This window comes from Micromonospora sp. L31 (assembly GCF_052068075.1).
In the GTDB taxonomy this organism is placed as follows: Bacteria; Actinomycetota; Actinomycetes; order Mycobacteriales; family Micromonosporaceae; genus Micromonospora; species Micromonospora purpureochromogenes.
The window spans coordinates 17,400-29,916 of the sequence record NZ_JBQHDC010000022.1 but is presented as its reverse complement, the minus strand read 5'-3'; the positions used below and the strand labels follow the sequence as shown (position 1 = coordinate 29,916).

Here is a 12,517-nt window from a genome sequence, read left to right as displayed (position 1 = left end):
ACGAAGCATTCCTCACCCTCGCCTGCGCCATCATCTGCTGGCGCAGACTCCAACACTCAAAGAGTTAGGAGCACTAAACCGTGTGCCGCAGTTCGAATCCTGCCGGGGCACCAGGTCAGCCGCTCCGCACGCCAACCTCCTTGGTTCGGGACGATGCTCCGGTTGTCCCTGTCCCGGATGGCGGGCAGGTCTGAGGCCACCATCCGACGAGATCCTCCCCAAGTTGACCTGTCTCAAAAGCTTGATCCAGTACCGCCGTGCGGGCGTCGGCCAGGGTCCGCACCTGGCGGGCTGCACCTGCGGGCGAAACGGCGGTGGGGGCCGGCGCGGATCGCCGGCTGGCTCGGATTGGCGGCCTCGACGTGTCACGCCGTGCTGCGCCGGGCGGGTGTGGCCCGGCTGGCGCATCTGGACCGGGGCACCGGCCGGTGCGTGCGTCGCTATGACCTGGTCCACGTCGACGTGAAGAAGCTCGGCAACATCCCCGACGGCGGTGGCTGGCGCACCCGAGGACGTCAGCAGGGCAAACGCAACCGCGCCGCCACCGCCGGCGTCACCCGCAACCGCCGCCGCGAACCAGTCATCGGCTACAGCTACCTGCACACCGCCATCGACGACCACTCCCGGCTGGCTTACACCGATATCCTCGCCGACGAGACCCGCGACACCGCCGTCGCGTTCTGGCATCGCGCCCACGCCTGGTTCACCACTTGCGGCATCACCGTCCGCCGAGTGCTTACCGACAACGGCTCCGCCTACAAGTCCCACCTCTGGCGCGACACCCTCACCACCGCCGGCATCGCGATCAAGAAGACCCGCCCCTACCGCCCCCACACCAACGGCAAGGTGGAACGCTTCCACCGCACCCTGACCGAGCCGCTACCCCCTCAAGGCTGGGTTGACCAAAGTTCGGAGTCCCGGACACGCGCGGCGTATTGGTTGGTATGCCTGTGAGGGTGACGAAGCGTGCCAACAACGAGCAGCCCGCGCCAGGCGGCCAGGGACCAGGAGGGGACGCTGGGTCCCAGCCGTCGCCGGCGGGCCACCCGAAGGCGGGCCTGGGCTTGTTGCTGGGCGCGTTGGGGGTGGTGTACGGCGATATCGGCACGAGCCCGCTGTACGCGTTGAAGACAGTCTTCACTCTGGACCGCAGCCTGACACCGGACGCTCCCGACGTGTTCGGTGTGATCTCGTGGGTCTTCTGGTCGATCATCCTGATCGTGTCGGTCAAGTACGTCATCTTCATCCTGCGGGCCGACAACGAGGGCGAGGGTGGGGTGATGGCCTTGGCCGCCCTCGCCCGAAGGGCGTTGCTCAAAGTCAGTGAAAGGCGCGCCGCAACCGTGCTGGCGCTTGGGGCGCTCGGCGCCGCTCTGTTCTACGGCGACAGTGTGATCACCCCGGCGATCTCGGTGTTGTCGGCGGTGGAAGGGCTGGAGGTCATCTCTCCACGGTGGGAGGTGATCGTGCTGCCGGCGTCGGCGGTGATCATCACCCTGCTGTTTGCCATCCAGCGCTGGGGCACCGGACGGGTCGGGGCCGTGTTCGGGCCGATCATGCTGCTCTGGTTCGCCTGCCTGGGCGTCGCCGGCGCGGCCGAGGTGATACGTCACCCGAGCGTTCTTTCCGGACTGTCACCGACGTACGCGGCCCTGTTCGTCGTCGACCACCCGATCATCGCGTTCATCGCGATGGGCGCCGTGGTGCTGGCGATCACCGGCGCCGAAGCGCTCTACGCCGACATGGGGCACTTCGGCCGCGCCCCGATCCGCCGGGCCTGGTTCGTGATCGTCTTCCCCGCTCTGACGCTGAATTACCTCGGCCAGGGCGCACTGATCCTCCGGGCGCCGGAGAGCCGGGAAAATCCGTTCTTCCTGCTGCTACCAGGCTGGGCACAGCTGCCGATGGTCGCCCTGGCCACCGTGGCCACCGTGATCGCGTCCCAGTCGGTGATCACCGGGGCGTTCTCGGTGTCCCGGGAGGCCATGCGGCTGGGCTTCCTGCCGCACCTGCGCATCCGGCAGACCTCCCGCCGCCAGTACGGACAGATCTACGCCCCAGGAGTGAACTGGAGCCTGTTCGCCGCGGTCCTCGTGGTGGTGTTCGCGTTCGGCTCGTCCACGAACCTTGCCGCCGCGTACGGGGTCGCGGTCACCGGCACCTTCCTGATCACCACGACCCTGTTCCTGGTCGTCGCGCGAGCGCGATGGCGCTGGACGATCTGGCGGTTGGCGCTGTTCGGGCTCGTCTTCGGCAGCATCGAGCTGACCTTCTTCACCGCGAACCTGGCCAAGGTCACCCACGGCGGTTGGCTGACGCTGCTCATCGCGATCATCCTGTTCACGGTCCTGCTGACGTGGCGACGCGGCGCCGAACTCGTCACCGCCCGGCGGATCGAACGCGAAGGACCTCTCCGCGACTTCATCGACACCCTGCACGCCACGAACATCCCCTGGGTGCCGGGCACCGCGGTGTTTCCCCACCCGAACAAGGAGACGACGCCCCTGGCACTGCGCGCGAACGTCGCGCACCACCACGTCCGGCACGAGAGAATCGTGATCATGACGGGCCGCACTGCCAACGTCCCGCACATTCCCTGGAATCGGCGCCTCACCATCGATGACCTCGGCGACCCGAACGACGGCGTCATCCACATCGACGCCCTCTTCGGCTTCCAGGACCCCACCGACTTCCCCGAGGTACTTCGCCGCGCCGCCGCCCACCCTTTCGCCAGAGGGATCAACCTCGACCTCGACGAGGTCTCCTACTTCGTCTCAAAGATCACTCTGCGTTGCACCCGCCAGCCCGGCATGGCCATCTGGCGTAAGCGCCTGTTCATCGCTCTCGCCCACAACGCCGCCAGCCACGCCGAGTTCCTCCACCTGCCCGAGGAACGCACCATCGTCCTCAGCGCCGAAATCGCGGTCTGAAGCTGTCTCGATCACTGGCTCGAGGGCCTGGCGTACAGCAGCTGAACGCACCCAATCCCCGCCCGGTGCTGCGGTCTGGTCAAAGCGGTAAAGCGGTCAGCCGGCAGCGCATCCAGCCGAGCGCCTCGGCCGGCGAGGTGCAGCGCGAGAGACTGCCGGGGCGCGGCTGCTGCGCTGCGCCGTCCTCGGTCGAAGTCGAGGTGGACTGACCACCAAGATTCACCTCGCCTGCGATGGCCTCGGCCGCACGCTCGCCTTCGTGCTCTCTGGTGGCAACGTCAACGATTGCACCCGCTTCGCCCACGTCATGGCTGCCATCCGTGTCGAGCGGGTAGGAACTGGCCGCCCTCGGGTCGCCCTTGGCCTGGTTGACGTTGTCGGTGACCGCGATCAGCTGGGGGCGGGTGAGGTCGTTGGCGAAGCTCTGCTGCCGGCTGGTGGTCCAGGAGCTGGCGCCGGAGCGCCACGCCTCCGCCAAGGGCACCACGTGGTCGATGTCGACGTCCGAGGCCGCCGACCAGGTGGCGCCGTCGTAGGGGCTGTACCAGCGGCCGGACGTCGCCGCGCAGGAACTGTCAACGACGACGGAGGTGCCGTCGCGCTTGAGGACCTCTGGACAGGATCGCCGGCACCACCGCGGTGACGTTGGGCATGCCCCAGCTGCGACCGGCATCGGCTCAGGGGACGAACCGGTAGCCGATGCCGGGTTCGGTGATCAGGTATCGGGGGCGGGCCGGGTCGGGTTCGATCTTGCGGCGAAGGTTGGCCAGGTGCACGCGGAGGTAGTTGGTTTCGGTTTCGTAGGCCGGTCCCCACACCTCGCGCAGCAGCTGGCGGTGAGCGACGAGCTTGTCGGGGTGGCGGGCCAGTACCTCCAGGAGGTGCCATTCGGTGGGGGTGAGGCGGACCTCGCCGGCGGCGGTGGTGAGGCGTTTCGCCGCGAGGTCGATGGTGAAGGCGGCGGTGGTGATGGTGGCGGCGTCCGGGGTGGGATGGGCGCGGCGGAGCGCGGCGCGGACCCGGGCGAGGAGTTCGTCCATGCCGAAGGGTTTGGTGACGTAGTCGTCGGCGCCGGCGTCGAGGGCGTCGACCTTGGCGGTTTCGGTGTCGCGGGCGGACAGCACGATGATCGGGATGTTGGTCCAGCCGCGGAGGCCCTCCACGACGGTGACGCCGTCGAGGTCGGGCAGGCCGAGGTCGATGATGGCCAGATCCGGTGGGGTGCGGGCGGCGATGGTCAGGGCGGTGGTGCCGTCGGCGGCGGTGAGCACCTCATAGTGGCGGGCGGTGAGGTTGATCCGCAGTGCCCGCAGCAGCTGCTGGTCGTCGTCGACGACGAGAATACGGCTCATGGCGCCGCCGGGATGCGGATGGTCATGGTCAGGCCGCCGTTCGGGGTGTCGCTGGCCGTCAGGGTGCCCCGTTGGGCCTCGGTGAACCCGCGGGCGATGGCTAATCCGAGGCCGAGGCCGGTGCCGCTGTGGTCGTCCAGACGTTGGAACGGCGCGAAGACGCGGTCACGGTCGGCGCTGGCGATGCCGGGCCCGTGATCGACGACGTCGAGGCGCAGATGATCGCCGCCGGCGCGGCCCCGGATGAGGACGCGCTGGCCGGGTGGGCTGGCCGTGCAGGCGTTGGTAAGCAGGTTCGCCACTACGCGCTCGAGGAGACCGGCGTCGGCCCACGCCAGAGGCAGGTCATCCGGCACGTCGACATCGACGCTCACGCCACCGGTGTCGGTGCTCAGGACGGCTTGGGCCACGACTCCGTCGACCGCGGTCGGCCGCGCGTCGACCGACAGCACCCCGGCCTGCAGGCGACTCAGCGACAGCAGGTTGTCGACCACGGTGGTGAGCCGGTCGGTGGACTCCTCGACCGTGGCGAGCAGCTCCGCCCGGTCTTCGGTGCTCCAGTCGATGTCGGGCTGGCGCAGGCTGGACACGGCCGCCTTGATCGAGGCCAGTGGCGTGCGCAGGTCGTGGCCGACGGCGCCGAGCAGCGCGGCGCGTAGCCGGTCGATGTGGGCGAGTTCGACGGCGCGGGCGGCCTGCCCGGCCAGGCGCTGGGTCTCCAGGGTGCGGGCTGCCGCCGCGGCCAGGCGCGCCAGCGCACGGCGGTCCTCGGCGAACAATCGTGGGCCCCAGGCGTCCAGGCGCAGTCCACCGCCGGCGGCGACGGACAGCGCCGGTGTCCCGTGCGGTGGTGGGCCGACCTGGTCGAGGGCCTGTCCGCCTTCGGTGAGGGCGACCGTGGTCATCTGGTAGGTGGCGCGGACCTGGTCCAGCAGCCGGGTGAGGGAGGCCTGCTCGATCGGTTCGGCGCTGGCGCCGGCGAGCAACGCCGCTTCCACGGCGCGACGGGCGGCCGTGGCCCGGTGCCGGGCCGCGAGGTCGACGGCGACGCTGACCGCGGTGGCGACCCCGACGTAGACGGCAAGGACGACGATGTTGTCGCCGGTCTCCACGGCAAAGGTGTGAAACGGCGGGACGAAGAAGTAGTTGACCAGCAGGTCGGCGGCGATCGCCGCGGCCACCGCCGGGCCCCAGCCGCCCACGGCCGCGGTGACGACCACCGGCGCCAGGTAGAGCAGGACCACGCTGGCCAACGACACCTCGGCCCGCGCCGGTACCAGCGCCAGCGTAACGGCGGCCAGGCCCACCACCGCGACGCCCGCGCCGAGGCCCGCGCCCCGCCAGCGGCGCCCCCCGGCACCGGGTGCGGCCGTAGACAACTCCATGTCCGGCATTTCTACCCGATCCACCGCTACCGCTGGCGGTGCCCGGCCGTGACGGTCTCCCTACCGTCCTGCCCGTGGCTGGATTCCAGCTGCCACGGCACGCTGACGACCATGACGCGGCGTTGGAACAGCAGCCGGGCCTTGAGCCGCAGCGCGCTCTGGTTGTGCAGCAGCTGCTCCCACCAGCGGCCCACGACGTACTCGGGGATGTAGACCACGACCAGGTCCCGCGGGCCTTCCTGGCGGAGTCGGTTGACGTAGTCGAGAACCGGGTTGGTGATCTCCCGATAGGGCGACTCCAGCAGCGTGAGCGGTACTGGCAGGTCCCGGTCGGCCCACTGCTGCTGCAGCCGGGCCACGTCGTCGCCGTTGATCGCCACGGTGACCGCGGTGAGGCTGTCCGGGCGGGTGGCCCGGGCGTAGGCCAGCGCCTGCAGGGTCGGGCGGTGCACCCGCGAGACCAGCACCACGGCGTGGACCCGCGACGGCATGACGATGCCGCCGGGCTCGGGTTCGAGTTCGGCGCTGACCCGTTCGTAGTGGCGGCGGATGGTGCGCATCAGCCCGTAGAGCACCGGCACGGCGATCACGACCAGGTAGGCGCCGTGGGTGAACTTCGTCGCGAGGACGATGACCAGGACCAGTCCGGTGAGCAACCCGCCGAGGGCGTTGATGAACCGCGACCGGTGCAACCGTCGTCGCGCCGCGGGATCGCGTTCGGCAGCCAGCGCCCGGTTCCAGTGCCGCACCATGCCGGCCTGGCTGAGGGTGAAGGAGGTGAACACGCCGAGGATGTAAAGCTGGATCAGGCGGGTCACCGAGCCGTCGAACAGCCAGATCACCGCACCGGCGACCACCGCCAGGACGATGATGCCGTTGGAGAACGCCAAACGGTCGCCACGCGTGTGCAGCTGCCGCGGCAGGTACCGGTCCTGAGCCAGAATCGAGCTCAGCAGCGGGAACCCGTTGAACGCCGTGTTCGCCGCCAGGATCAGGATCAGCGCGGTGGTGGCCTGAATGAGGTAGAAGCCGACGCTGCCGCCGCCGAACACCGCCGCGGCCAGCTGCGCGATGACGGTGCGCTGCGGGTCGGTCTCGCAGTTGCCCGGAAAACCCACCAGATCGCAGGTGTGCTCGGCCACCCGGACCTCAGCGATCAGCGCCAGCGCGGTGATCCCGGCGAACATCGTGATCGCCGTGACCCCCATGGCCAGCATGGTACGGGCGGCGTTCTCGGCCTTCGGCGGCTTGAACGCCGGCACCCCGTTGGAGATCGCCTCCACCCCGGTCAACGCCGTGCACCCGGAGGCGAACGCCCGCAGGGTCAGCAGGGCAAGGGCCAGCCCCGTCAGCCCGACCTGCTCCGGGCGTACCTGCCAGCCGGCCGACTCGGCCACCGGCGCGTCGCCGAGGACCGCCCGCCCGATACCGACGCTGATCATCGTCAGCACACCGCCGATGAACAGGTACGTCGGCCAGGCGAACGTCTTACCCGACTCCCGTACACCCCGCAGGTTCATCGCCATCAGCGCCACCACGAACCCCGCGCAGATACCCACCCGATGCGGGTTCAGCGACGGCACCGCCGAAATGATGTTGTCCACGCCGGCCGCCACCGACACCGCCACCGTCATGATGTAGTCGACCATCAACGCCGCGGCCACGACCAGGCCCGCCGACGGGCCCAGGTTGCGCGAGGCGACCTCGTAGGAGCCGCCGCCGCTGGGATAGGCCCGCACCACCTGCCGGTAAGAGGCCACCACCACAGCCAGCAGCACCACCACGCCGAGGGCCACCCACGGGGCCAGGAACAGGTACGACAAGCCGCCCAACGTCAACACCAGCAGGATCTCCTGCGTGGCGTACGCCACCGACGACAGCGGATCGCTGGCGAAAATCGGCAACGCCAGCCGCTTCGACAGCAACGTCTCACCCAGCCGGTCACTGCGCAGCGGACGACCAACCACCAGCCGCTTCAACAAACTCAACACACCACAGAGTCAAGACCCACAAACCAGCCCCGCCGGAGATCTTGACGGGTTCTTAACGCCGCCGGCCGCCGACTTGGCGCATCCTTAACCCGCCCCCTGCACCGCGCGCACCCCAGCACCCGGAATCCGCGCCTCCCATTGTCCGCAGCTGCCGCGTCGAGGGCTGGCGGTCCGAGGGTCATTCCCTTAGCTGGTTCGGTCTGGCTTCGCAGACCTGTGCGGCAAGTTCTTGGACGGCTGCCTGATAGGCCGGCTGCGTGTGGTACGGCCAGTGCCGCTCGATGGGTGGTGGCACGGTGTCGGCTGGGTCGATGGTCAGGCTGCGCGGATCGCGAAGCCGGATGTCAACCGACTCGGCCTGCGGGCTCTGACACGGCAGCTGCCCGCACGGCTGCGGAGTGAAGATGGGCCCTCCGACCGGGTCGGTCTCTCGCCACAGGTTCCGCCACCGCCAGTCCAGCCGCTCACCCAGTTCGCACAGGGTTCGCCCGCCCAGGTATGCCGGATAGAGGCCGGCGTAGAGGCGCCGCAGCGGAGAGCCGTGGGTCAGCAGTGCGATTCGGGGCAGGACCGCCGGCGGCAGTTGCAGGATCGTGGCGGCGGCGAGGACCGAGCCGTGACTGTGCCCGGAGATGATCACACCGCCTTGTGCGGCGAGGGCGGAGACGCGCTTGACGAGTTCGGGCACTGCCCGGGCGGCGTAGCAGGGAGGCGCGAACGGGTGGACCGTCCGGGGCCAGAAATCACCCAGGTCCCAGAGGATCGCCACGATACGTCGGGTCTCGGTTGACCGGTACGAGCGGAAGCCGAGAATCATAAGGCCGATCACGAGCAGGCTGATCAGCCAGACCCCCGCGTCCGTGGCTAGAGCGGCGATCAGCGTGGCTTTGGTGTGTGGCGCGAAGAGCTCGGCCGCGAGCTGGGTGGGACCGACACCGATCAGATCGAGCGCGACGGTCACCAAACCCAGCGAGGAGATCAGAAAGGACACCGTCAGCACGGGACCGAGTTCATCGGTCACCCGAGATCTCGCGATGGCCTCCCGGACAACTTCCCGCCGCGCCGGCGCCCGCGCCGACGCCTGTGCGTAATCGCGCTGGACAACATGATCGGCCAGCCGGCGTCGCCGCCGTCGGCCGAGTAGGAGTGTGGTCAGGGCGGCGGCGACGACGATCAACAGCGTGATCAGCCCGGCGAGTACGGCCCACCAGTAGGCGACCGGCGGGTCCAGCGGCGCGCCACCTGGTGGACCTGGGTGGACCGGACCAGGAATGGCACCGCGGTCAAGGAGATCGGCGACGCGGAACGTCAGGGTGCCCGCGAAGGCACCCCCGACGGTCACCGACGCCGCCGCGACGATCGGCGTTCCGAGCCCCCGCAGGACAGGCCGAACCCCGGACGTGGCCGCCCGCCCACGTAGGGTCGTGACGCCGGCGAGTACGGCTAGCAGGACGCCCTGTCCTGCCATCAGACCACCCGCAATGCCCTCGAAGCCAGGCAACTGTCCGGCGGCGGCGGGATTGCCCGGGAGTAGAACGGCATAGCCGAGGCTCAGGCCGGTCACCCCGGTCGTGGCCACCCATAAAGAGCGCAGGATGCGCCGAGCACTCCGCCGGGTGGCCGGCACGGGTAGGCACAGCAGCACCGCACAGAACCCCAGCAGGCCGACGGCGGCGACGAACAGCAACCAGCTCGCGGAGGCCTGCCCGCGGGAGATTGCGGCGAGCAGGCTGGCATCCACGGTGCCGGCGCCGATTCCCACGTGGATCTGACGCAGCCATGCCGTTGTCCGCTCGTCATCCCAGAATCCGGCAGTGCTGAGGCTCTCAGTCGGCTCGGACGTTTCCGCACGTGGCGGCGGTGGTCCGAAACCCTCGAGCGCCCGCGCGGACCGTACGCCGATCGCCCACATCAGCCGGAGCGCGAGCAGCGGGATGAGCGACATCAGGGCCAGACGCGGGCCCATCGCCACCTGACCAAGCCAGGACAGGTAGGGGCGGCCGTCCCGGCATTGCTCGTACGGCACGCATTGCCAGCCCACGAGGTCCAGCGTGACGCCGACGATCGAGAGGACGAAGGCGGCCGTGAGCGTGCCGGCGAGCAGTCGGCACAGCGCACCGAGCAGCCCGAACCGGTCGGTCGGCGTCGGGCGCAGCCAGACCGCGAGGTTACCGAGCATGAACGGCAACAACAGCAACATCGAGGCCGTCCGCATGGTCGCGCCGGCGGTCAGGGCGCCCCAGCGGTACGCCTCCACGACAACACCATCGGTGGAGCCCCCTGCTGCGCCGCTCCCCGCCCGCGGCCGGTAAAACCCCGCGTGGGCATCACCGGCAACACGCACCACGATCGGATGGTCGAGAATCTTCTCCGCCGTACCACCGGACACCCCGTGCACCCTCAACTCGACAGCGCCACTTACCGGTGCTCTGCCCACGCCGACAGACTCACAGACAAACAGTTGGCTGGCCCCCGATATCGCACAAACAGTCAACGCTTGGGCCGTAGTGCGACAGGGATGATGACCGTTGGAGCCGACCGCGCCGCCGAAACGTCAGCAGTGAGCTACTGCATACCAGTCAGTCTCGGCCGCTGCTCTTGGGGGTGCTCGCCCCGCGTCAGGTGGTGATCGCGTCCATCAACGTCCGCGCCAGTTCGCCGGTTCGGCTGCTCACTTGGCTGCTCGTGAGAGGTGAAAGCTCAGCGCTGACCAGCATATTCGAGGGCGCATGCCGTCCTGTAGAGAATGTCGCCGCGTTGCACTGCCAACTCCTCAGCTAGGACCCGTCCCTCTCGGCGAGTTAGTGCAAGCGTGCGATGCTGGTCAGGATCTCGCCACGCGTGGAGTCGTACCGCACCGCCTCCCCGAGTGACTGTGGAAGCTGTCTTAAACCGATTCCGAGGCGTGCAGGAAAGTCATCTGACCGCGGACCCGACCCGGGCGTAACGCGCCTCCCGATCAGATAATGCAACGGCGCCTCAGAGGCCGTGGAAGCCTCACGGCTTGGTCGTCGTTTGGGTGCGCGGCTGGGCGAGCTTGCTCCGCCGCTGACATGAACGGCGCGAATGCGGGAAGAAGCGGTTTTCCGTCCTGCGCGGATCAGGTCGAGGAGGGCAGTCGTCCGAGTGACGTCTGGGGCGGGGTAACGGGACCGGGCGGGTGCGCAGAAAGCAGACGACCGGTTCCTGTCCAAGGCGGGGCGGACGCGACTGCCTACAGCTGCCCGGGAGCCGGGCGATGGGGCACGAGGACGGCTTCGTCCTGACTCGCCGGTGGATAGACGCGATCGCGCCCAATCGCTTTTGTCCGGTGCGACGTTGTCTGACCGGTTATGCGATGGCACCACGCGCTCGCCGGCGGATCCCGGAGATGGTGATAGGGAAATTCGACGGTTGATGGGCGAGCATGCGGGGTGGGTGCGGGAGGGGGTTTGTGGCTGGGAAGGCGCAGGCGGCCGGCGTGTCGGCCAGGCCCGTACGAACCGCCGTGTGGTCGTGGTGGGCGGATGTGATCGCTTCGGCCGGCGTGCTCAGCGTGCTGATCGTCGTCGCGCTCTGGGTGCGGGGCGGCGGTGTGCAGGATCTTCGTGGCTGGGCGGCGGGCCTGACGTCGCTCGGCCGGTTGACCGGGCTTGTCGCGGCCGACCTGCTGCTCATCCAGGTGCTGCTGATGGCGCGCGTGCCGTGGATCGAGCGCACGTACGGACAGGACAGGCTCGCCCGTTGGCACCGTGTGGTCGGGTTCGTGTCTTTCAATCTGATGCTCGCGCACATCATTCTGATCACGGTCGGATATGCCGCGGCCGGTGGGGTTTCTGTGACCGGAGAGGCGTGGAGCCTCGTCACCACGTACCCGGGAATGCTGCTGGCGGTGGCCGGGGCGGCCGCCCTGACGATGGTCGTGCTCACCTCCCTGCGGGCTGCGCGGCGGCGGCTGCGCTACGAGGCATGGCACCTCCTGCATCTGTACGCCTACCTCGGCGTCGGCCTGGCGCTGCCGCATCAGCTCTGGACCGGGGCCGACTTCACCAGCTCCCGGGCCGCGACGCTGTACTGGTGGACCGCGTACGCCGCGTGCGCCGGCGCGGTGGTCACCTTCCGGCTCGGGCTGCCGGCCTGGCGGACGCTGCGGCACCGACTCACGATCGCCGCTATCGTCCCGGAGGCTCCCGGCGTGCACTCGATCTACATGCGCGGACGCCACCTGGACCGGTTGCCGGCACACGCCGGGCAATTCTTCCAGTGGCGCTTCCTCAGCGGCCCGGGTTGGAGTCGCGGCCATCCGTACTCGCTGTCCGCTATGCCGCGGGAGGACACACTGCGTATCACGGTGCGATCCCGCGGCGAGGGCAGCGAGCAGGTGTCAGAGTTACGCCCGGGAACCCGTGTGCTGATTGAGGGGCCGTACGGCCGGCTGACCGCCGCCCAGCGCACGGCTCCGCGGGTAACCATGATCGCGTCCGGGATCGGAATCACCCCGCTGCGGGCGTTGTTGGAAGAGTTACCGTACGCGCCGGGCGAAGCCACGCTGCTGTACCGGGCGCGCTCGGCAGAAGACCTGGTGTTTCGCCAGGAACTGGAGCGCCTCGCGGCCGTCCGTGGCCTGCGCGTGGAGTACCTGTTGGGGCCGCGCGGGCAGGAGGGCTCGTGGTTGCCGGCCGGGTTCGGTGACGACGCGAAAGCCTTGCGTGAACTTGTCCCGGACATCGCGCAGCACGACGTGTTCGTCTGCGGACCGGATGACTGGATGCAATCGGTGGTACGGGCGGCTCGGCACGCAAGCGTGCCGGCGGAGCGCATACATCTTGAGCGCTTCACCTGGTAACCGGCCACCCATCCTCATGGCGCTCACAACCCAC

The 12,517-nt window shown here is 69.2% G+C and carries 6 protein-coding genes and 3 pseudogenes; 4 read left to right on the top strand and 5 right to left on the bottom strand.

Annotated elements, in window-relative coordinates; genetic code table 11:
* Positions 1-291 precede the first annotated feature (291 nt).
* From ACTMS9_RS30490 to ACTMS9_RS30480, 3 genes and pseudogenes are all read left to right on the top strand, one after another.
* Positions 292-876, top strand: a pseudogene (locus ACTMS9_RS30490) (DDE-type integrase/transposase/recombinase); the annotation flags it as partial.
* 80 nt (positions 877-956) lie between these two features.
* Positions 957-2,930 (top strand): potassium transporter Kup, encoded by a 1,974-nt coding sequence (locus ACTMS9_RS30485; protein ID WP_441166625.1) that lies wholly within the window; start codon positions 957-959, stop codon positions 2,928-2,930.
* Between the two features lie 184 nt (positions 2,931-3,114).
* A pseudogene (locus tag ACTMS9_RS30480) lies at positions 3,115-3,282 on the top strand (transposase); the annotation flags it as partial.
* Here ACTMS9_RS30480 and ACTMS9_RS30475 read toward each other — a convergent pair.
* From ACTMS9_RS30475 to ACTMS9_RS30455, 5 genes and pseudogenes are all read right to left on the bottom strand, one after another.
* Positions 3,259-3,543 (bottom strand): annotated as a pseudogene (locus ACTMS9_RS30475) (GmrSD restriction endonuclease domain-containing protein); the annotation flags it as partial. The pseudogenes ACTMS9_RS30480 and ACTMS9_RS30475 sit on opposite strands and share 24 nt — an antisense overlap.
* Before the next feature lie 64 nt (positions 3,544-3,607).
* A complete protein-coding gene (locus ACTMS9_RS30470; protein WP_441166624.1) occupies positions 3,608-4,282 on the bottom strand; it encodes a response regulator in 675 nt (224 codons plus the stop codon).
* Complete coding sequence (locus ACTMS9_RS30465; RefSeq protein ID WP_441166623.1) at positions 4,279-5,667, bottom strand: sensor histidine kinase; 1,389 nt, start codon at positions 5,665-5,667, stop codon at positions 4,279-4,281. Before ACTMS9_RS30465 ends, ACTMS9_RS30470 begins: the two co-directional genes overlap by 4 nt.
* A gap of 26 nt (positions 5,668-5,693) precedes the next feature.
* Positions 5,694-7,658, bottom strand: a complete 1,965-nt coding sequence (locus ACTMS9_RS30460) for an APC family permease (protein ID WP_441166622.1) — start codon at positions 7,656-7,658, stop codon at positions 5,694-5,696.
* A gap of 178 nt (positions 7,659-7,836) precedes the next feature.
* Positions 7,837-10,047 (bottom strand): hypothetical protein, encoded by a 2,211-nt coding sequence (locus tag ACTMS9_RS30455; RefSeq protein ID WP_441149334.1) that lies wholly within the window; start codon positions 10,045-10,047, stop codon positions 7,837-7,839.
* Between the two features lie 1,044 nt (positions 10,048-11,091).
* Between ACTMS9_RS30455 and ACTMS9_RS30450 the strand changes: the two genes are divergently transcribed.
* Positions 11,092-12,483 carry a ferredoxin reductase family protein gene (locus ACTMS9_RS30450; RefSeq protein ID WP_441149335.1) on the top strand — a complete coding sequence of 464 codons (1,392 nt, stop codon included), beginning with the start codon at positions 11,092-11,094 and terminating at the stop codon, positions 12,481-12,483.
* The last annotated feature ends 34 nt before the right edge of the window (positions 12,484-12,517 follow it).